General features: G+C 60.2%; 18 protein-coding genes. 15 read left to right on the forward strand and 3 right to left on the reverse strand.

Annotated features, from left to right (window positions below; all coding sequences use genetic code 11):
- Positions 1–210: 210 nt before the first annotated feature.
- The 4 genes from WDZ78_RS07810 to WDZ78_RS07825 all read left to right on the forward strand — a co-directional run bounded on the left by WDZ78_RS07810 (position 211) and on the right by WDZ78_RS07825 (position 5,716).
- The gene (locus tag WDZ78_RS07810; RefSeq protein ID WP_425672962.1) at positions 211–1,203 is read left to right on the forward strand and encodes an ABC transporter substrate-binding protein; all 993 of its coding nucleotides are present in this window, start codon (positions 211–213) and stop codon (positions 1,201–1,203) included.
- A 112-nt stretch (positions 1,204–1,315) separates the two neighbouring features.
- Positions 1,316–2,341, forward strand: a complete 1,026-nt coding sequence (locus WDZ78_RS07815; RefSeq protein ID WP_020011729.1) for an ABC transporter substrate-binding protein — start codon at positions 1,316–1,318, stop codon at positions 2,339–2,341.
- Between the two features lie 85 nt (positions 2,342–2,426).
- Complete coding sequence (locus WDZ78_RS07820; RefSeq protein ID WP_425672730.1) at positions 2,427–4,658, forward strand: ABC transporter permease; 2,232 nt, start codon at positions 2,427–2,429, stop codon at positions 4,656–4,658.
- On the forward strand, positions 4,655–5,716 hold the full coding sequence (locus tag WDZ78_RS07825; protein ID WP_425672731.1) for an ABC transporter ATP-binding protein: 1,062 nt from the start codon (positions 4,655–4,657) through the stop codon (positions 5,714–5,716). The genes WDZ78_RS07820 and WDZ78_RS07825 overlap by 4 nt, the downstream gene beginning before the upstream one ends.
- A gap of 78 nt (positions 5,717–5,794) precedes the next feature.
- Here WDZ78_RS07825 and WDZ78_RS07830 read toward each other — a convergent pair whose 3' ends face one another.
- Positions 5,795–7,831 (reverse strand): FAD-dependent oxidoreductase, encoded by a 2,037-nt coding sequence (locus WDZ78_RS07830; protein ID WP_425672732.1) that lies wholly within the window; start codon positions 7,829–7,831, stop codon positions 5,795–5,797.
- A 140-nt stretch (positions 7,832–7,971) separates the two neighbouring features.
- On the opposite strand from WDZ78_RS07830, the gene WDZ78_RS07835 reads away from it, so the two are divergent.
- From WDZ78_RS07835 to WDZ78_RS07850, 4 genes are all read left to right on the forward strand, one after another.
- The gene (locus WDZ78_RS07835; protein ID WP_425672733.1) at positions 7,972–8,604 is read left to right on the forward strand and encodes a TetR/AcrR family transcriptional regulator; all 633 of its coding nucleotides are present in this window, start codon (positions 7,972–7,974) and stop codon (positions 8,602–8,604) included.
- A 157-nt stretch (positions 8,605–8,761) separates the two neighbouring features.
- Complete coding sequence (locus tag WDZ78_RS07840; protein WP_425672734.1) at positions 8,762–9,436, forward strand: response regulator transcription factor; 675 nt, start codon at positions 8,762–8,764, stop codon at positions 9,434–9,436.
- A 35-nt stretch (positions 9,437–9,471) separates the two neighbouring features.
- Positions 9,472–10,869, forward strand: a complete 1,398-nt coding sequence (locus WDZ78_RS07845; RefSeq protein ID WP_425672735.1) for a sensor histidine kinase — start codon at positions 9,472–9,474, stop codon at positions 10,867–10,869.
- Positions 10,870–11,158: 289 nt separating this feature from the next.
- Positions 11,159–11,788, forward strand: coding sequence for an outer membrane protein (locus WDZ78_RS07850; RefSeq protein WP_425672736.1), 630 nt, complete (start codon positions 11,159–11,161; stop codon positions 11,786–11,788).
- Positions 11,789–11,912: 124 nt separating this feature from the next.
- Here WDZ78_RS07850 and WDZ78_RS07855 read toward each other — a convergent pair whose 3' ends face one another.
- Positions 11,913–12,302 carry a hypothetical protein gene (locus tag WDZ78_RS07855; protein WP_425672737.1) on the reverse strand — a complete coding sequence of 130 codons (390 nt, stop codon included), beginning with the start codon at positions 12,300–12,302 and terminating at the stop codon, positions 11,913–11,915.
- Between the two features lie 130 nt (positions 12,303–12,432).
- Entirely contained in the window at positions 12,433–12,864 is a 432-nt protein-coding gene (locus WDZ78_RS07860; protein WP_003503954.1) for a MarR family winged helix-turn-helix transcriptional regulator, read from the reverse strand.
- Between the two features lie 205 nt (positions 12,865–13,069).
- On the opposite strand from WDZ78_RS07860, the gene graD reads away from it, so the two are divergent.
- The 7 genes from graD to WDZ78_RS07895 all read left to right on the forward strand — a co-directional run bounded on the left by graD (position 13,070) and on the right by WDZ78_RS07895 (position 19,752).
- Entirely contained in the window at positions 13,070–13,609 is a 540-nt protein-coding gene (gene graD, locus WDZ78_RS07865) for an FADH(2)-dependent resorcinol hydroxylase reductase component (RefSeq protein ID WP_425672739.1), read from the forward strand.
- Between the two features lie 79 nt (positions 13,610–13,688).
- Positions 13,689–14,918 carry an FADH(2)-dependent resorcinol hydroxylase oxygenase component gene (gene graA / locus WDZ78_RS07870; RefSeq protein ID WP_425672740.1) on the forward strand — a complete coding sequence of 410 codons (1,230 nt, stop codon included), beginning with the start codon at positions 13,689–13,691 and terminating at the stop codon, positions 14,916–14,918.
- A 45-nt stretch (positions 14,919–14,963) separates the two neighbouring features.
- The gene (gene tsdA, locus WDZ78_RS07875; protein WP_020011716.1) at positions 14,964–15,947 is read left to right on the forward strand and encodes a gamma-resorcylate decarboxylase; all 984 of its coding nucleotides are present in this window, start codon (positions 14,964–14,966) and stop codon (positions 15,945–15,947) included.
- 3 nt (positions 15,948–15,950) lie between these two features.
- A complete protein-coding gene (graC, locus tag WDZ78_RS07880; RefSeq protein ID WP_020011715.1) occupies positions 15,951–17,006 on the forward strand; it encodes a maleylacetate reductase in 1,056 nt (351 codons plus the stop codon).
- 15 nt (positions 17,007–17,021) lie between these two features.
- On the forward strand, positions 17,022–17,909 hold the full coding sequence (graB, locus tag WDZ78_RS07885) for a hydroxyquinol 1,2-dioxygenase (protein WP_425672741.1): 888 nt from the start codon (positions 17,022–17,024) through the stop codon (positions 17,907–17,909).
- Complete coding sequence (locus tag WDZ78_RS07890; RefSeq protein WP_425672742.1) at positions 17,906–18,244, forward strand: YciI family protein; 339 nt, start codon at positions 17,906–17,908, stop codon at positions 18,242–18,244. Before graB ends, WDZ78_RS07890 begins: the two co-directional genes overlap by 4 nt.
- 221 nt (positions 18,245–18,465) lie before the next feature.
- Entirely contained in the window at positions 18,466–19,752 is a 1,287-nt protein-coding gene (locus WDZ78_RS07895; RefSeq protein WP_425672743.1) for an MFS transporter, read from the forward strand.
- The last annotated feature ends 87 nt before the right edge of the window (positions 19,753–19,839 follow it).

Here is a 19,839-nt window from a genome sequence, read left to right on the forward strand (position 1 = left end):
TGGCGGCGGCGATCTTCAAAGGCTGGCTGGTTATCTCCCCTGTCATAATTGTAATATCTGTAATCTTGTTCGGCGGTGCGGTGAAAGATTGGTAACCATTCTTCGATTGCGGTGCGGGCTGGATGTGACATGCTGTTGGTGGAGACTGGAACGGGGAGGTTCCAGGCAGGGAGGCTTTAAGTGAAACGATTGACCGCACTTGCGGCGAGCATGGTCCTTTGGCTGTGCGGCGCAGGGCATGGCATGGCCGAGCCGAAGTTGAGCGTCCTGTGCGGCGTCGACGAGGCCTGGTGTTTGACCATGAAGCGGGCTTTCGAAGCCAAGGCCGGTCTCGAAATATCAATGGTGCGGAAGAGCACCGGCGAAATCCTCGATCAGATCCGTGCCGAACGATCCCATCCTACGGTTGATGTCTGGTGGGGTGGTACCGGCGACACCCACTTGCAGGCGGGTTCGGAAGGGTTGCTGGATGAATACCGGCCTGTCCATCAGCAGGATTTGTTGCCCTGGGCGCAGAATTTCTCCGTGATGTCGGGATCGCGGTCTGCCGGAGTCTATGCCGGCGCGCTGGGTTTTGCCTATAATTCGGAACTGCTTGCGAAGAACAATCTGCCGGCGCCGACCTGTTGGAAGGACTTGGCGAAGGATGTCTATCGCGGCCATATCCTGACCGGCAATCCAAACTATTCCGGTACGGCCTTCACCATGCTGGCCACTCTCGTCCAGCTGTTTGGCGAGGAGGAAGCTTTTGGTTTCATGGCGAAGCTCAACCAGAATGTCGTGAGCTATACCAAGGTTGGTGCAGCGCCGGTCAAGGCGGCGGCGCGGGGCGAGATCATGATCGGGATTTCCTTCATGCACGATGCCGTGACCCAGAAGATCGAGGGTTTCCCGCTTGTCATCGTCGCGCCGTGCGAGGGTACCGGTTATGAAATCGGGGCAGTCAGCATCGTCAAGGGCAATCGCAATCCTGCCCTTGCGCAAAGCTTCGTGGAATTTGCGCTGAGCCCGCAAGGGCAGGCGACCGGGGCCGCGGCCGGCCAGAACCAGGTGCCTTCCAACGCCCGGGCGACATTGCCGCTGACCGCACCTGACATATCGATGATCAAGATGGTGGATTACGACTTCGCCACCTTTGGCCAGCCTGAAGAGCGAAGTCGGTTATTGAGCCGCTTCGACAGCGAAATCCACCCGACCCAGTAGGGCAAAAACCAACATCCCAAAAGACAGCACGCGCTCCACAAGGTGTCGCGACCGGCAGAGCCATGTCTGCGCGTGGCCCAAGAATTCAGACGCAAGCTACAGGAGGATAACCATGCGACTGACAATACTCTCCACCCTGCTTTTTGCCGGTACGGCGCTTAGCGCCGTTTCCGCTCAGGCGGCGGGCGAACTTAACCTGATCTGCTCGGCCGATGTCGTCATCTGCGAACAGATGAAGGGCGATTTCGAAAAGTCACACGACATCAAGGTCAATATGGTGCGCCTGTCTTCGGGCGAGACCTACGCCAAGGTGCGCGCGGAAGCCCGTAACCCCAAGACCGATATCTGGTGGGCCGGCACCGGCGATCCGCACATGCAGGCGGCATCCGAGAACCTGACGCTCGAATACAAGTCGCCGATGCTGGATCAACTGCAGGACTGGGCCGTCAAACAGGCGGAAAGCACCGGTTACAGGACTGTCGGCGTTTATGCAGGCGCGCTGGGCTGGGGCTACAACACGGAAATCTTCAAGTCCAAGGGCTATAAGGAGCCGAAGTGCTGGGCCGATCTGCTGGCGCCGGAGCTGAAGGGCGAAATCCAGATCGCCAATCCGAATTCGTCCGGCACCGCCTATACGGCGCTGGCGTCGCTCGTGCAGATCATGGGCGAGGATCAGGCGATCGACTATCTGAAGAAGCTCAACGCCAATATCTCGCAATATACCAAGTCCGGTTCGGCACCGGTCAAGGCGGCGGCGCGTGGCGAAACGGCGCTCGGCATCGTCTTCATGCATGATGCGGTGGCGCAGACGGCGGAAGGCTTCCCGGTCAAATCAATCGCACCGTGCGAAGGCACGGGTTACGAGATCGGCTCCATGTCGATCATCAAGGGCGCCCGCAACCTCGACAATGCGAAGACCTGGTACGACTGGGCGCTGAAGCCGGACGTGCAGTCACGCATGAAGGACGCCAAGTCCTTCCAGCTTCCCTCCAACAAGACGGCGGAAGTGCCGAAGGAAGCGCCGAAGTTCGAAGACATCAAGCTCATCGACTACGACTTCAAGACCTATGGCGATCCGGCCAAGCGCAAGGCGCTGCTGGAACGCTGGGACCGTGAGGTCGGTGCGGTCGCGAACTGATCTTAACTCCGGCGATAGGCATCCCGGCTTTCAAAGCCGGGGTGTCCGCCACTCTTTCATCGGCATGAAATAAGCGAGGTCGGCCATGACACGTGGCAATCGCAGGCTGGACATGGTCCTGGCGCTCGGGGCTTTTGCCCTCATTTTTCTTCCCTGGTATCGCATAGAAGGCGGCTTTTTCAGCTTCCGCTGGCTATCCGGATTTTTCTCTTCCGGCAGCGATGCTCCCGGTGTGCTGCAGATATTGTCCTATGGAAAACCGTGGCTTGCCGGCGTCGTTGTCTTCTTCCTTGCCGCATGCCTTGTCCGGCCCATTCATGATCCGATGCGGCGTGGGCGGTTGCTTGCGATTATCGGAGCCGTCGGTCTCGTTTTCCTCGCCCTGCAGGGGCTGGCCATCGGCTTTACCGGCTGGAGCTGGTCAGTGAGCGAAAACCTCTTCGGCATGCTTGCCGATGGCCAGCCCTCCATGGGAGCTGGGGCCGTCGTCATGTCGTTCGTCTTCGTGCTTCTTTTTGCCTTCGGGCTTGCCGAACGCGGCGTCATGAAGGGCGACGCCTTCGTTGTCGGCGCCATTTCCGTTCTCGTCTTCCTTGTCACGGTTTTTGTCTTTTATCCGATCGGCAGCATGCTGGTCGCGTCCGTTCAGGATTTCGACGGCTCCTTCAACGCCGAAGGCTTCATCCGCAATATCAAGGATCCCGGCATCTGGAGCCTCGGCTGCGTGATGGGTGAAGAGCGTTGCGGTGTTGCCTGGCGCACGCTGTTCCTGGCCCTGATGACCGCCTTCGGCTCGACCGTGCTCGGTCTTGGCTTTGCATTGATCGCCACCCGCACGCGCTTTCCGTTCAAGAAGGGCTTGCGGCTTCTGACGGTTCTGCCGATCATCACGCCGCCTTTTGTCATCGGCCTTGCTTTGACGCTGCTTTTCGGCCGCGCCGGCGTCGTCACCGAATGGCTTTCCTATCTCTTCGGTATCGAACCGGGTCGCTGGCTTTACGGCATGACCGGCATCTGGATTGCGCAGGTCCTTTCCTTCACGCCCATCTCGTTTCTGGTGCTGATCGGCGTGGTCGAAGGCGTCAGCCCGTCAATGGAAGAAGCCTCGCAGACGCTGCGCGCCGACCGCTGGCGCACCTTCTGGCGGGTGTCTCTGCCACTGATGAAGCCCGGGCTCGCCAATGCCTTCCTGATCGGCTTCATCGAGAGCATGGCGGATTTTGGCAATCCGCTGGTGCTCGGCGGCACGCATGGTGTGCTGTCGACGGAAATCTTCTTTGCCGTCGTCGGCTCGCAGAATGATCCGTCCCGCGCCGCGGTTCTGGCGATCATCCTGCTGTGCTTCACGCTTTCGGCCTTCCTTGCCCAGCGTTTATGGCTGGCAGGCAAGAATTTCGCCACGGTGACGGGGAAGGGCGACAGCGGCGCGCATATCGCGCTTCCGCGTGGCCTGTCCATCGGCGTCCACGCTGTCGTCGTGCCGTGGATGGTCTTCACCATCGTTGTTTATGGCATGATCCTTGTGGGCGGTTTCGTGAAGACCTGGGGTCTCGACAATTCCCTGACCTTCGACCACTACATCCGCGCCTTTTCCATCAGCTTCTCCAATGGCTCCATCGCCTGGACCGGTGTAGCCTGGAACTCGTTCTGGACGACCATGAAGATCGCGCTGGTTTCCGCGCCATTGACCGCTGCCGTCGGTCTTTTGACTGCCTATATCATCGTGCGGCAGAAATTTGCCGGGCGGAACCTCTTCGAATTCGCGCTGATGATGAGCTTTGCCATTCCCGGCACGGTCATCGGCGTCAGCTATATCATGGCCTTCAACCTGCCGCCGGTGGAAATGACGGGCTCGGCGCTGATCCTGATCGCCTGCTTCGTGTTCCGCAACATGCCGGTCGGCGTGCGCGGCGGCATCGCGGCGATGAGCCAGCTCGACAAGAGCCTTGATGAGGCTTCGTTGACGCTGCGGGCCAATAGTTTCCGCACCATCCGCAAGGTCATCCTGCCGCTGCTCAGGCCCGCAATCACGGCCGCACTGGTCTATTCCTTCGTCCGCGCCATCACCTCGATCAGCGCCGTCATCTTCCTCGTCAGCGCCGAATACAACATGGCGACCTCCTATATCGTCGGCCTCGTCGAGAACGGCGAATATGGGGTGGCGATCGCCTATTCCTCCATGCTGATCGTGGTGATGATCACCGTCATTACCGGCTTCCAACTCATTGTCGGCGAGCGTCGCCTGCGGCGCGAAAACCGCGTCGCCGGCCTGCCCTCCACTTCCTCCGTTCCTCTTGCCCAGGAGAAAACCGCATGATTTCCGTAAAGCCCGGCTCCGTCACCTTCCAGAATGTCCGCAAGACCTTCGGTGCTTTCACCGCCATTCCCGATCTGTCGCTCACCATCGAGCCCGGCACGCTGGTGACGCTGCTCGGCCCCTCCGGCTGCGGCAAGACGACGACGCTGCGCATGCTGGCTGGCCTCGAACATCCGACCAACGGGCGTATCCTAATCGGCGACAAGGATGTGACCATGCTGCCCGCCAATGAGCGCGATGTCTCGATGGTCTTCCAGTCCTATGCGCTTTTCCCGCACATGACGGCGCTCGATAACGTCGCCTACGGCCTGCAATCCTCCGGGCTGCGCAAGGCGGAGGCACGGGAAAAGGCGGAAGAGGGCTTGAAGCTTGTCGGCCTTGCCGGCATGGGGCATCGTCTGCCCGCCGAGCTTTCCGGCGGGCAGCAGCAGCGTGTCGCGGTCGCTCGCGCTCTGGTGCTCGAGCCGCAGGTTCTGCTGCTGGACGAGCCGCTTTCCAACCTCGATGCCCGCCTTCGCCGCCGGGTCCGCACCGAAATCCGCGAATTGCAGCAGCGGCTTGGCTTTACTGCCGTTTATGTGACGCATGATCAGGATGAGGCGCTGGCTGTTTCCGACCGGATCATCGTGATGAAGGATGGCGAGATCGCTCAGTCGGGTGCGCCACGCGATCTTTACGAAGCCCCGGCTTCCGCCTTCATCGCCGATTTCATGGGCGAGGCCAATGTCGTCGGTTGCGAGGTCATCGGCGTTGAGGGCGTCGATGCGCTGATCCGCGTCGGCGGGATCGATCATCGGGTCTCGGCCCGCAATGCCCGGCCGGGCCCAGCCAAACTCGCGGTTCGTCCCGGCTCGATTTCCATCGGACAGCCGGGCGGGCAGGGGCTTGCCGGCCGGGTGCTGCACAGCGCCTATCTCGGCGGTCACGTCGAATATGAGGTGGAAACCGATATCGGTACGCTTTTCATTGTCGACCATGCCGTGGAGACCAGCCTGCCGGCAGCGAGCGACGTGACGCTGGGGTTCAGGAACCGGGGTATCGCCTTGATTCAGGCCTGACGCCGCCGGTCTCCTATTCAGGATTACATTGCGACAGAGGCAGCTTTGGTCTGCCTCCGTGTGTCGGGAACGCCCGCCTCAAATGTCCTTTGCCAGACGAAGCGCATCGTAGATCGCCGCATGCGTATTGCGCGCGGCGACCGCATCGCCGATCCGGAAGAGCCGGTAGGCGCCATCAGGGTTGCGCTCAACTGTTTGGGATGCTCCCGAAAGCAGGGCGTCGTAGGAGATTTCGCCAAGGTTCTTCGAGCCGGGCTTGAGGTCAAAATAAAGGTCGTCCAGCGGGATCGTGCCGTGGTTGACGACGATCTGGTCGACAGTTCTCGATTTCGTCACGCCGCCATAGTCGCTGCCGACATGGGCGATAAGCTGGTTGCCGTTTCTTTCCGCCGCTTCCAGCCGGTAGGTAACGGTGAAGGTGACATCGAGCTTTTGCAGGGAGCGCATATAGGGGACGAGGTTCATGGCCATGACTTCCGGGGCGAAGGCGCGGTCAGGCGTCATGATCTCAACCCTTGCGCCTGCCTTTGCCAGAAATTCGGCGGCCTGCAGGCCCGCGTGATCGCCGGCGTCATCGAACACCAGCACATTCGTTCCCGGTTTGACGTCCCCGGAAATGATATCCCATGCCGAGACGACAAGATCGTTGCCCTTGGAAAGCACATCGGTGTGCGGCAATCCGCCGGTAGCGATGATGACGACGTCAGGATTTTCCGAGAGAACCGTGTCCGCCTCGGCCCAGCTGTTGAAGTGAAAGGTGACGCCCAGTCTTTCGCACTGGCCCATGCGCCAGTCGATGATGCTGATCATCTCACGACGGCGTTCGCTTTGCGCCGTCAACCGGATCTGGCCGCCGGGATTGTTGGCGGCCTCAAAAACGACGACGTCATGGCCGCGCTCGGCGCAGACGCGCGCGGCCTCGAGCCCGGCCGGTCCTGCGCCGACAATCACCACCTTCCGGCGCTCAGCCGCTTTGGGTATTTCGTGCGGCATGGTTTCCTCACGGCCGGTTGCCGCATTGTGGATGCAGAAAGCGAGACCCCCCTGATAGATGCGGTCGAGACAATAATTGGCGCCAACACAGGGGCGAATATCGTCCTCGCGTTTTTCCATGATCTTGCGCACGATATGCGGATCGGTCATGTGGGCGCGGGTCATGCCCACCATGTCCACCTCACCAGCAGCGATGGCGTGGCGCGCGGTGGCGACATCGGGGATCTTGGCGGCGTGGAATGTCGGGAAACTGGTCGCGGCGCGGATTTCACCGGCGAAATCGAGATGCGGCGCGTTGGCCATGCCCTGAATGGGGATGACGTCGGTCAGGCCCGGGTCGGTGTCGATATGGCCCCTGATGACATTGAGATAATCGATCAGGCCGCTGTCCTTCAACCGTCTGGCGATTTCGATGCCCTCAGCCTTTCCGGTGCCGCCCTCGAGACATTCGTCGGCGGTATAACGGACGCCGAGGATGAAATCGTCGCCCACGCGTTCGCGCATCGCCCTGAAAATGTCGAGACAGAAGCGCATGCGGTTTTCAAGCGGGCCGCCATAGGGGCCGTCCAGTTCGTTGGTCAGCGGCGAGACGAACTGGTCGATCAGATGGCCATAGGCTTCCAGTTCCACGCCGTCCATGCCACCCGCCTTCATGCGTTCGGCGGCGTCGGCGAAGTCCTTGATGATACGCTCGATATCCCAGTCCTCGATCTTCTTCGGAAAAGCCCGATGCGCCGCTTCGCGATGATGGGACGGGGCAACGATCGGCAGCCAGTCGCCCTTGTCCCAGCGGGTGCGGCGACCGAGATGCGTGAGCTGGATCATGATCGCCGCGCCCTGTTCATGCACGGCGTCGGTCATTTCCCGGATCCACGGGACGATTTCATCCTTGTAGGCGAGCAGGTTGTTGAAGACGGGTGGGCTGTCCCTGGAGACGGCGGCGGAGCCGGCCGTCATTGTGAGCGCAACGCCGCCCTTCGCCCGCTCCACCGTGTAGGCGCGGTAACGCCCCTTCGGCATGCCATCCTCGGGATAGGCGGGTTCGTGCGAGGTGACGATGATGCGGTTGCGCAGCGTGAGGTGTTTTAGCTGGTAGGGCTGAAGAAGGGGATCACTCGACATAGCCTGCTCCAAAAGGGTTTCTGTCCCAAGGCTAAGCGGAAATGTACACTTGTGTCAATTTACAAAGCACAATTGTCTTTCTTTTCGACATAGGTGTACATCCGCTTGTCGCGCAGAGACCAATTTGCTACGAACCGGTCATGGAAGCGACATTGAACGACACCGGTTGGCGTGGATCGCAGGAGGGGTGGCTTGAGGCCGCCTATCAGGCTTTGCTGGAATCGGGCGTGGATTCCGTCAAAATCCTGCCATTGGCGAAAAAGCTCAATCTGTCGCGCACGAGCTTCTACTGGTTTTTCAAGGACCGGGAGGAATTGCTGGCCGCACTCGTCGCCCGCTGGCGGGAAAAAAATACCGGGAACATCGTCAGGCAGTCGGAAGCCTATGCCGAGACGTTGGCCGAAGCCATGCTGAATGTTTTCGATTGCTGGCTGGATTCCTCGCTTTTCGACAGCAGATTTGAATTCGCGGTTCGAAGCTGGGCTCTTCAGTCCGATGAGATTCTTGCGGAAGTTCGCAAGGCTGACGAGATGAGAATGGCGGCGCTTTCACGCATGTTCGTGCGGTTCGGTCACAATGAAAACACGGCGGATGTGCGTGCCCGGACCACCTATCTGGTGCAGATCGGCTATATTTCCATGCAGTCTGAGGAAGATGTGGGGGTGCGGATGCAGAGAATTCCGGACTATATCGCCATCTATACCGGCGAGGCGCCTCGGCAGCGTGAGCTTGACCGGTTTTATGCAAGGCATGGGTACAGGCCGGCTTCCTGAACCTGACGCGATGATGTCGCGAAAACACGCGCAATGCCGTCGGATCGTGACAGGCAAGGTGATACAAGACGAATTGTCTGTCCGTCCTCCTGCAATGTAGCTGCAACATTCACCGAACAGTGGTGGGGGATGGCGAGGATTCATCTGGGGAACGTCATTGCGAATCTTGCTTCTTGAGGATGAACCCGAAATGGCGCGCGTGCTTCTCGAAGCCCTGCGCCGGCGCGATGTGCTTGCTGATCATGTCAGCACCATCAGCGATGCTGACGCCCTTGCGCGGGACGGGTCTTACGATGTTCTGGTTCTGGATCGCCGCCTTCCTGATGGCGAGGGGCTGAACCTGGTGGCTTCGCTTCGCCGCAGCAGACATACCGTGCCCATCCTTGTTCTGACGGCGCTTGGAAGTGTCGATCATCGTGTCGATGGGCTCGATGCCGGGGCGGATGATTATCTTGCCAAGCCCTTTGCGATCGAGGAGCTGCTCGCCCGTCTCAGGGCTCTCCACAGACGCGGCCCTTCTCTTTCCGACAAATATGCGCATTTCGGAAATCTGAGCATTGATCCCCGCAGCAATGAAGTCAGCATTGCCGGCTCCATCATCGAGTTGCGGCGTCGGGAATATCTGGTGCTTGAAGCGCTGATGCGACGTCCTAACCGCATCGTCACGCGGTCGAACCTGATCGAGGCGGTCTATACGCTTGATGACGAGATCGAGTCCAACGCTCTTGAGGCGCACATTTCCCGTATTAGGAAAAAGCTGGCGCAGGCGGAAGCGACGGTGGAAATAAGAGCCGTGCGCAATATCGGTTACCTCATCCGGTCGAAGACATGAAGAGAGCGCCCGATCGATCCCTGCGATGGGGGCTGATGAAGCGCCTTTTTGCACTGCAGGCATTCCTGCTCGTCCTTTTCGTCATCCTTCTCATCGGCTGGATATGGATCATCGATCCGCGGCTGGAAGGTGCGAATGAAGAGGCCGCCCGCATCGTCGCGGAGAGCGTGACAAAGGATGGAGAGGGCAGGCCGCAATTGTCGACGACGCCGGAGCTGGCGGAGCTGAAACGGCGTTATCCAAATCTCTGGTTTGTGGTGCGAGACGCCGATGACATCGTATTGCAATATGGCGTTGTCCCGCCGCCCGCCCTGTCGGCGGTGTTTCCCCTGAGTTTTGACCGCGCACGCCTGGAAGCGGCCGGAACGCTCCGCGCAACCGTGGAAAACCGCGATACAGCTGCCGGGCGGCTTCAGTTCATTGCCGGGACGGAGGAAGGAATTCCCAACGACGGTCTGAGTATCTGGATCAATGTTCAGCTGGACCTGGAAAAGGATGCCGAGGGCGCCATCCGTTGGCTTACCGTGCTGCCGGCGCTGGGCTTCATCATCCTCATCGCCGTCGTGCCCATGCTGATCCTGACGGGCATCGCGACATTGCTCGTGACCCCGCGGGCGGTCGGGCGCTCCCTGAGCGGGCTGATGGAAACCGTGAAGCAGGCGCAGTCCATTGATTTCGAGAACCGGTCCGAGCGTATCGACCGTTCGAAAGTCCCCCTTGAAATCATCCCGCTGGTCGATGCCTTCAACGTCGCGCTGTCGAGGCTTGATGACGGTTATAATCGCCGTAACCGCTTTCTCGCCGATGCGGCGCATGAGCTCAGGACGCCGATTGCAATCGTACGCACCAGAGCCGACCTCTTGCCCGATGACGCGCTGAGCCATCAGATCAGGGCCGATATCGATCGCCTCACCCGCGTTGCGCATCAGTTGCTGGAGATGCAGGCTGTGGGTGTGGTGGAACTGCCGGCGGAGCCGCGGGATCTCAATAAACTTGTCGAGCGCATCGCAACCGACCTTGCGCCGATTGCAATGGATGCCGGATATGAATTCGATTTCGAGCCGAGCGCGGATGCGGCGATCTTTACGGTGCAGGCATCGATTATCGAGATGGCGGTCGTCAACCTCCTGCGCAATGCAATCGATCATGCGGGCGGTAGAGGCGCAATCACGATCCGGGTCGACCCGGCAGGCGCCATTGAGGTCCGTGATGAAGGGCCGGGCATCCCGGTTTCCGAACGCGAGCAGGTATTCGAGCCGTTTCACCGCATCAACACAAGTTCGCCAGGCGCCGGCCTTGGGTTAAATCTGGTCCAGAAGGCGGCGGAGCTTCACTGCGGCCGTGTCGTGTTCCTCGATCTCGATCCCGGCTTTTGTGTTCGGATCGAAATTCGCTCGATCGCCCAAAAAGGCATTGCGGCTGGCACCGTTTAGCTGACGAGATTCCCGAGCGCTCGAACGAGCTCTGATAACGAAATTACTTACGATTTGGTTAAGGAAATTCTTCTAACTTGTTTAAATAAATAAATTATTTTGAATAAAATGCGCCCCATGCAATGCAAGCGCAATTCTCGCGCGGAAAATCCCCTTATCTGCTGACCGCATCCGCACGTCATGTCGGCCGGCGCAGCAGACAAACGGGAGCCGGATTTCCGGTTCTTCAACGCGAACTGAAACTTGGCTGCGCCGGAAGACGGCGCATCGGTTTCGTCTGGAGTCATTCATGTCGATCATCAAGAAATCGCTTGTCGCCGCGGCCGTCGCTGTTGCGGTTGCAGGCAATGCCTATTCCGCCGATCCTACGAACTATAATACGCAGCAGTCCTTCGATTATGGCAGTCAGCAGGCCTTCTCCTGGGGCGGTGCCTATGTCGGTGCGCATGGTGGCGTCGCTTCCCCGAAATTCAATCCATTGGCCAGCGGCCGCGGCCTGACGGGCGGTGTTCAGGCCGGTTATAACTTCCAGTTCGGCTCGGGCGTGGTCGGCGCGGAACTCGAAGGTTCCTATCTCGGAAATGAGGCGCGTGTGCCCAACGGTCGGTTGCGGGAGCGTTTCCGCGGCGCGGCCAAGATGAAGGCCGGTGTGGCGCTCGACCAGACGCTCATTTACGGCACTGCCGGCTTGACCACGACGAAGTTCAAGGACGGCAATGGCGTGACGGGTCCCGATGGCTGGAAACAGGGCTATCTGGTCGGGGCAGGCGTTGAACAGAGCTTCGGCGGCGGCCTGTCGGCAAAGTTCGAATATAATTATGTGAGCACGGGAAATGTGGCCACGACGACTTCAAGCGGCAGGTCGAAGACCGATGTCAGCGATCATGTCATCAAGGCCGGCCTGAACTATCGTTTCTGATCGGCCCGCCCCATGACAGGCCCAGGGAGAATTTTCGAAAGAAAACCGCCGCTTTCAGCGTGAAGGCGGCGGTACAATAACATTTACCGCAAAACATGCGGCGCCGGATGAAGTCCGGACATGATCATTCGCACTCAAGCGGCGGCTGCCGGAAACTTGTTACGTACCACTCGTTGCCGGAACTGCGCGTATAGAACGTGTAATAGCAATCGATGCGTTCGACATAACCTGGCGTTTCCGACACTTCATATCGCTCACCGCGCCGCGTTGTCCGCACCTCGCCACTCGATGACCCGGAAACAACCTGTGTCTTTTTCTTCCGCCATTGAAAGGCCTGCTGGCCGGGACCCAGGCTGTAAATATTGTCCGGCGGCCCATAGTCCAGCATCACGCTGGTAATGGGCGCGCCGATATAGCTTTTCATGACGGTTGAGGCGCAGGCCGTGAGCAGCATGGACGCGCCGGCGATAAGGATGATTGCTGTCGGGACTGCGAATGAGGCTCTGCTGGACATGGAAATTCCTTTCAGCTGCGGGGACATACCGCAGGGATAGGAACAGCTTGTTGCAAGTACATTGCACGGCGAGATCGCTGGGCGGGCCGTGACTGCCGATCGGTCTCAGCTAGTTCGCCGGCTATCTGTGTCAGAGGCCGGCGATGTTGCGGCCAATATGGCGCAGGATGCTTTTGAAAAGTTTCGCCTCGGTGGGATCGAGGCCTTCAATGGCGGTTTTTTCGAACATGGCGGCGATGGGCATGAGTTCATCGGCCAGTTCCTCGCCCTTCGGGGTGAGGGTGATGCGCACGATGCGTGCGTTGTCGAGAGGCCGTTCCCGGCTGACGAGGTTGCGCCGGACCATCAGCCCCACGAGCCGGGACAATGTGGAAATTTCCACAGACACCATGTCCGAAAGCTCGGTCAGAGTCTTGCTCTCCTGCTGCCGCAGCGTCGCCAGCACCCGGTACATCGGCAGGGTGATGTCATAGGAGGCCAGCCTAACGGAAAAGCGCTCGCCAAGCCGAACGCCCACCCAGTTGAGCAGGTAGGGTACCGAGTCGGTGAATTGATAAGACACGAGCAAATCCCCGTTTGAGAACCATCTGCGCAGATGCTGATGTGCGCCTATCGGCTGTACCGGCACAATCCATCCGTTTCAATAGCTTCGCCCCACAAGACGGAGAATGCGAGGTCCTCGCTGGTTCAATAAATGACGAAAAACATTTGCATTGACAAATGTTGCAAACACAAATAAATAGAAATGCAGGATTTGGGAGGATCTCATGACATCAGCATTGTTTGGCCTGAGCGGCCTTGCACCCGAAGGCGTCGGCCAGAATTTCCGTTCGACGATGCGCCGTTTTCCGGCGACTGTGACTGTCATCACGGCCTGTGCTTCGGGTGATCAGCGCGATCACGGCATGACGGTGACGGCTGTCACCTCCGTCTCGATGGAGCCGCCGTCTCTGCTGGTTTGCCTGAACAATCGCACCCTGCTGCATGAATTGCTGCTGTGCCGGCCGGATTTCATCGTCAACGTGCTGACGCAGGACCAGATGGTCCTCTCGGATGCCTTTAGCGGCAAGGTGCCGCCGGAAGAGCGTTTCCACGACGGTCAATGGCAGCGCCATGGCAATGGTGTTCTCTATCTGCCCACGGCCCATGCCGCCATCGCCTGCCGCCGGGTTGCTGCCATGCCCTATGGAACCCATACCGTCTTTATCGGCCAGGTGGTTTCGGCCGATGTCAGCGAGACGACGCGGCCGCTGCTTTACGAAAACGCCCAATATTGCGCCGCAAGCCCCGCGAGCCTGCCCGCCTGATCATTACCGCCCAGACAATTCCGGTGGAATAACCGCCGGCCAGCAACGTCCGGCCAGTAACGCCCGGAAGGAGACAATCATGAACGATATGAGCCATGCGCCGCTGCCGGCGCAAACGAACCCGCGTGTCCGCCTCGCAAGCCGCGTTGCCGGCATAGCCGATCTTTTCCGGATGAGCGCCAGACAGACGGAGGAGGCTCGGCGTGTTCCCGCAAGCCATATCGAGGCGCTGCGCGGCATTGGATATTTCGATATCGTCAAGCCCCGCGCCTTCGGCGGCAAGGGTGGAGATTTCGCCGAACTGGTCGAGGCCAATATCGAGCTTTCGGCCGCCTGTGCGTCGACCGGTTGGGTTGCCGGCCTGCTGTCGGCCCATCAATGGCTGCTGGCGATGTTTCCGGAAGAGGCGCAGGCCGATGTCTGGGGTGGAAACCCCGATGCGCTTTTGTGCGGTTCCTATGCGCCGGTGAAGATGGCGGAGCTCGCCGATGGCGGTTATCGCCTGAGTGGCAAATGGGCCTTCGCCTCGGGCTGCGAAAACGCGCAATGGTCCCTCTGCGCCGCCATCCTGCCGCCGCGGGGTGAAGGAAAGCCGGTTCCGGCCTTCCTGCTCGTTCCCGCCGGGCAATATGTGGTTGAAGACACCTGGCACGTGGTGGGCCTGGCCGGCACGGGTTCCAAGACGCTCGTTCTCGATGATGTCTTTATTCCCGAACACCGGGTTCTGACCTTTCCCGACGCCACCAGTGGCAAGACACCTGGCGGGCACTATTATGCGGAGGAAGGCCTGTTCAACATGCCGCTTCTGACCGGCATTCCCTCCTGTCTCGCGGCGGCTGGCGTCGGCGCGGCCAAGGGTGCGCTTGCCGCCTATGTCGATCACGTCGGCGGCCGGGTCACACGCGGCGCGGTGGCGGGTGGCAATAATCGCATGGCCGAATTCCCGACCATTCAGCTGCGCGTCGCGGAAGCTGCCGCGAGCGTTGATGCGGCGTGCGAAATTCTGCTGCGCGATGTTTCCCGGGCACAGGCGCTCTCGCAGGCAAGGATCGAAGGCCGGGCGGAGTTTACGGTGGATGACCGGCTTCTCAGCCGTCGCGGCCAGTCCTTTGCGGTGTCTCTGGCACTTCGCGCGGTGCAGGCGCTCAACGATTCCACCGGCGGCGTCGGGCTCGATCTTTCCAACCCCGTGCAGCGGGCCTGGCGGGATGCGAACGCGGTCGGCCGCCATATCAGCATGAACTGGGATGCCGTGGGCACCATGATCGGCCAGAGCATGCTCGGGCTGGAACCCAAGGGTCAATATTGATCGCCTCTCGGGCGACGAACACACAGCGAATTTGGAGGAAACTACATGCAAGGCAAGGTCGCTCTCGAGGAGCATTTCGCAATCCCGGAAACACTCCAGGATTCGGCCGGGTTCGTGCCCGGCGATTACTGGAAGGAACTGCAGCACCGCCTGCTCGACATTCAGGATACGCGCCTGAAGCTGATGGATGCGCACGGCATCGAAACCATGATCCTGTCGCTCAATGCGCCGGCGGTGCAGGCTATTCCCGACACCAGCAAGGCAATCGAAATCGCGCGGCGGGCGAATGACGTTCTCGCCGAAGAATGCGCCAAGCGGCCGGATCGCTTCCTTGCCTTCGCAGCCTTGCCTTTGCAGGACCCGGATGCGGCGACCGAGGAATTGCAGCGCTGTGTCAACGATCTCGGTTTCGTCGGTGCGCTCGTCAACGGCTTCAGCCAGGAGGGCGATGGCCAGACGCCGCTTTATTACGATCTGCCGCAATATCGCCCGTTCTGGGGTGAAGTCGAAAAGCTCGACGTGCCTTTCTACCTGCATCCGCGCAATCCGCTGCCGCAGGATTCGCGCATCTATGACGGCCATCCCTGGCTGCTTGGCCCCACCTGGGCTTTCGCGCAGGAAACGGCTGTCCATGCGTTGCGTCTGATGGCATCAGGCCTGTTCGACCAGCATCCGCGTCTCAACATCATTCTCGGCCATATGGGCGAAGGCCTGCCTTACATGATGTGGCGCATCGACCATCGTAATGCCTGGGTGAAGCTGCCGCCGCGTTATCCGGCCAAGCGTCGTTTCGTGGATTATTTCAACCAGAATTTCCACATCACCACCTCTGGTAATTTCCGCACCCAGACATTGATCGACGCCATTCTGGAAATCGGTGCGGATCGTATCCTGTTTTCCACCGACTGGCCCTTCGAGAATATCGATCACGCCTCCGATTGGTTTAATGCGACAACCATCGCCGAAGCCGATCGGGTGAAGATCGGCCGCACCAATGCGCGCCGTCTGTTCAAGCTCGACGGGCACTGAACCATGCAGCCGTTCGTCTATACGGCCGCTCCCGCCCGTATCGTTTTCGGCGCGGGTAGCTCGGCGGGCTTGGTGGAGGAAATCCGCTGCCTTGGCCTGTCGCGGGCGCTGGTGCTTTCCACGCCGCAGCAGAAGGGTGACGCGGAGGCGCTTGCTGCCCGGCTCGGCCGGCTTGCTGCCGGTGTCTTCTCCGATGCGGCCATGCATACGCCGGTCGAGGTGACGAAAAACGCGGTCGAAGCTTATCGCACCGCCGGTGCGGATTGCGTCGTGGCGCTCGGCGGCGGTTCCACCACCGGCCTCGGCAAGGCCATTGCGCTGCGCACCGATGCGGCGCAGATCGTCATTCCGACCACCTATGCCGGTTCCGAGGTGACGCCCATTCTCGGCCAGACGGAAAACGGGGTGAAGACCACCATGCGCGGGCCGGAAATCCTGCCGGAAGTGGTGATTTACGATGCGGAACTGACGCTTGGGTTGCCTGTCGCCATCAGCATGACGAGCGGGATCAACGCCATGGCCCATGCGGCGGAGGCGCTCTACGCGCGGGACCGCAATCCCATCGCCAGCCTGATGGCGGTCGAGGGGCTGCGGGCGATGATCGGAGCCCTTCCCGGCGTGAAGGCCGAGCCGCGGGATATAGAGGCGCGCGAAACCGCGCTTTATGGTGCATGGCTGTGCGGCTCGGTGCTTGGCGCCGTCGGCATGTCGCTGCATCACAAGCTTTGTCACACGCTGGGCGGCAGTCTCGACCTGCCGCATGCGGAAACCCATGCGGTGCTTCTGCCGCACACCATCGCCTATGTGGAACAGGCGGTGCCGGATCTGCTCGCACCGCTCGCCGCTCTTGTCGGCGGCAGGGCAGGGGCCGGGCTTTATGATTTCGCCGCCCGGCTTGGCGCGCCGGCAAGCCTTGCGGCTCTCGGGGTCCGGTCGGACGATCTCGATCCCATGGCAGAGCTTGCGACGGCCAATCCTTACTGGTGTCCGCGGCCAATCGAGAAAACCGCGATCCGCGATCTTTTGCAACGCGCCTTCGAGGGCGTGCGGCCGGAGTAATGGGAGGAGGAGACGATGGATATGAAAATGACCAGTGATGACGGCTACTTCGTTGAGGAGCGCTCGGCTGAAACCGTGATCGCGCGGATGCGCGACTGTGACGATCCGCGTCTGAAGGAAATCATGGCGGTCGTAACACGCAAGCTGCATGAGGCGGTGAAGGAAATCGAACCGACCGAGGAGGAGTGGATGAAGGCCATCCATTTTCTCACCGAGGTCGGCCAGATCTGCAATGAATGGCGGCAGGAATGGATCCTGTTTTCCGATATTCTCGGTGTCTCCATGCTGGTCGACGCCATCAATCATCGCAAGCCGAGCGGTGCGTCGGAATCGACTGTTCTCGGCCCCTTCCATGTGGCCGATGCGCCGGAAATGCCGATGGGTGCAAACATCTGCCTTGATGGCAAGGGCGAGGATATGGTGGTCACCGGCCGCATCCTCGATACCGAGGGCGCGCCGGTCGCCGGCGCACGTATTGATGTCTGGCAGGCCAATGACGAAGGTTTTTACGATGTGCAGCAGAAGGGCATCCAGCCCGATTTCAACCTGCGCGGCGTTTTCGTGACCGGCAAGGACGGGAGCTACTGGTTCCGGGCGGCGAAGCCGAAATATTATCCGATCCCGGATGACGGCCCGGTCGGCCAGCTGCTGCGGGCGATGGGGCGGCATCCCTACCGGCCGGCGCATCTGCATTATATCGTGTCGGCAGAAGGCTTCACCACGCTCGTCACGCATATTTTCGATCCCGATGATCCCTATATCCGTTCGGATGCGGTGTTTGGCGTGAAGGAAAGTCTGCTCGCTGATTTCCAGCGGGTGGAGGATGTCAAGAAGGCGCGGGATCTGGGTTTCGTCAGCGACTGGTTCTGGTCGGTGAACCATGATTTCGTGCTCGCCCGATGAGCGGCGGGAGCAATCGACCCCGGCTTTACGTGCGTTTCGCCGAGAGCGATCCCGCTGCGGCGATGCAACGGGCGGCGCAGTTGAGCGCTCACAAGGCCCATCTGCGCAATGGCGAAGCCATGGCCGAAGGGTTTAGAATTCTTGCTTCCGGCCCGATGAGCGCCGTTGCCGGCGGCTCATCCGCTGCACTCATCATTGCCGAGGCGCTCTCGATCGAAGACGTCATCGCCTTCAGCGATGCCGATCCCTTCGTCATTCACGGCGTTTATAAGCGCATTCATATTTCGAGCTGGACGCCGACACTGTCGATCATTTCCGGGCTGGAAACCGGCTGAATTTTCGTCGGCGCGTGACGTTTGGCATTTGTTAATATTTCATTTGCAATTTTTGCAAATGCAACATTTAATCGAAGGCGGGTGATGCCGGCGATATGTGGCTTGACAGGAGCGGGACACATATCAGGGTGGAGCACGCCGGGCACTCACGGAGGATATCGCAGGGACGGGAAGACGCTTATCCATTCCGGATGGCGCGTTCATGCGTGAAAGGGAGGAACATGTCCACGAATTATCTGAGCGCCGCTTCAGTGCGGACGAAGAACCCGGCCGGCGTTATCGCGACATGCGGCCTGATGATCATGTTTGACGGCTATGATCTCGTCGTTTATGGCGCTGTCGCACCGGCGCTCTTGAAAGAAAGCGCATGGGCGCTCAACCCCGCCATGGTCGGGCGCGCCGCCGCGCTGACGCTGGTGGGCATGCTGCTGGGCGCGCTTTTTGCCGGCACCATGGCCGACCGCATCGGCCGCCGGAAGGTGGTTCTTCTCAGCCTCGCCGGCTTTTCGGCGATGATGATCGCCTCGGCCATGACGCCGAATTTTCTCGCCTTCGAAATCACGCGTTTCTTTGCCGGTCTGGGGCTGGGCGCGCTGCTGCCGACGGTTACCGCGCTGGTGCTGGAATTTTCGCCGCCGCAGCGCAGGGCGCAGGCCAATTCCCTCTCCTTCCTCGGTTATCTTATCGGCGGCATCATCTCCGGCGTGATGGGCATCCTGCTTCTGGAGACCTATGGCTGGCGGCCTTTGATGCTGATCGGTGGTCTGCCGCTTGTTCTTCTGCCGATCTTCATGCGGTTTCTGCCGGAATCGCCGGAATGGCTGGCAAGCAAGGGCCGGCAGGCGGAAGCTGACGGCATTTGCGACAGCTACGGTCTGCAACGCATCGCGCCGCATGCGAAAATTCAAAAGGGCGGTGTCGGCGCGCTGTTCTCGGAAGGCCGGCTGCTCTCGACGCTGAATGCCTGGGGCATCCACTTCTGCTCGCTGCTTCTCACCTTCGGCATGGTCAACTGGTTGCCCACCATCATGAACAGGATGGGTTATGACATCAGTTCGGCGCTCAGTTTTTCCGTCATGCTCAATGTCGGGGCCGCGATCGGCATCCTCATCGGCGGGCGATTTGCTGATAAGGGCAACGTCAAGGTGGTCGTGGCGATCCTGTTTGCCATCGGCGCCGCCTCGATCTTTGCCCTGACGGCGAACAAGGGTCCGCTTCTCTATGCCTTCGTCGCTCTTGCGGGAGCGGGCACCATCGGAACCCAGATTCTCGCCAATGTTCTGGTCGGGCGGCTTTATCCCGTCCATATTCGCGGCACGGGTCTCGGGTTTTCGCTGGCGGTCGGGCGGCTCGGCGGCATTGCCGGCCCGATGATCGGCGGCCTCGTGCTGCAGCGTGGTCTGGCGCCCGAATGGAATTTCTACATTTTCGGGTCGGTCGCACTCGTGGGACTGATGCTGACGTTATTGACCCTGCTTTACCGCACCTCCGGTGACGCGCGGGTTTGATGAATGAAACGGCTGGCCGCGGAGGACTGAAATCCGCGGCCGGAGCATTTCCGGCAAAGCTGCGGAGCGGTTTTACGGACGGGCAGT

This window comes from Agrobacterium sp. M50-1, assembly GCF_049843495.1.
In the GTDB taxonomy this organism is placed as follows: Bacteria; Pseudomonadota; Alphaproteobacteria; order Rhizobiales; family Rhizobiaceae; genus Agrobacterium; species Agrobacterium radiobacter.

What these genes read in the sequence shown, in the direction of transcription:
- WDZ78_RS07830 (WP_425672732.1), bottom strand. Translation starts at nt 7,831, where the DNA reads ATGTCGAGTGATCCCCTTCTTCAGCCCTACCAGCTAAAACACCTCACG.
- WDZ78_RS07835 (WP_425672733.1), top strand. Translation starts at nt 7,972, where the DNA reads ATGGAAGCGACATTGAACGACACCGGTTGGCGTGGATCGCAGGAGGGG.
- graC (WP_020011715.1), top strand. Translation starts at nt 15,951, where the DNA reads ATGCAGCCGTTCGTCTATACGGCCGCTCCCGCCCGTATCGTTTTCGGC.
- WDZ78_RS07855 (WP_425672737.1), bottom strand. Translation starts at nt 12,302, where the DNA reads ATGTCCAGCAGAGCCTCATTCGCAGTCCCGACAGCAATCATCCTTATC.
- WDZ78_RS07850 (WP_425672736.1), top strand. Translation starts at nt 11,159, where the DNA reads ATGTCGATCATCAAGAAATCGCTTGTCGCCGCGGCCGTCGCTGTTGCG.
- WDZ78_RS07890 (WP_425672742.1), top strand. Translation starts at nt 17,906, where the DNA reads ATGAGCGGCGGGAGCAATCGACCCCGGCTTTACGTGCGTTTCGCCGAG.
- graA (WP_425672740.1), top strand. Translation starts at nt 13,689, where the DNA reads ATGAACGATATGAGCCATGCGCCGCTGCCGGCGCAAACGAACCCGCGT.
- WDZ78_RS07825 (WP_425672731.1), top strand. Translation starts at nt 4,655, where the DNA reads ATGATTTCCGTAAAGCCCGGCTCCGTCACCTTCCAGAATGTCCGCAAG.
- graD (WP_425672739.1), top strand. Translation starts at nt 13,070, where the DNA reads ATGACATCAGCATTGTTTGGCCTGAGCGGCCTTGCACCCGAAGGCGTC.
- WDZ78_RS07845 (WP_425672735.1), top strand. Translation starts at nt 9,472, where the DNA reads ATGAAGCGCCTTTTTGCACTGCAGGCATTCCTGCTCGTCCTTTTCGTC.
- tsdA (WP_020011716.1), top strand. Translation starts at nt 14,964, where the DNA reads ATGCAAGGCAAGGTCGCTCTCGAGGAGCATTTCGCAATCCCGGAAACA.
- WDZ78_RS07820 (WP_425672730.1), top strand. Translation starts at nt 2,427, where the DNA reads ATGACACGTGGCAATCGCAGGCTGGACATGGTCCTGGCGCTCGGGGCT.
- graB (WP_425672741.1), top strand. Translation starts at nt 17,022, where the DNA reads ATGGATATGAAAATGACCAGTGATGACGGCTACTTCGTTGAGGAGCGC.
- WDZ78_RS07815 (WP_020011729.1), top strand. Translation starts at nt 1,316, where the DNA reads ATGCGACTGACAATACTCTCCACCCTGCTTTTTGCCGGTACGGCGCTT.
- WDZ78_RS07895 (WP_425672743.1), top strand. Translation starts at nt 18,466, where the DNA reads ATGTCCACGAATTATCTGAGCGCCGCTTCAGTGCGGACGAAGAACCCG.
- WDZ78_RS07810 (WP_425672962.1), top strand. Translation starts at nt 211, where the DNA reads ATGGTCCTTTGGCTGTGCGGCGCAGGGCATGGCATGGCCGAGCCGAAG.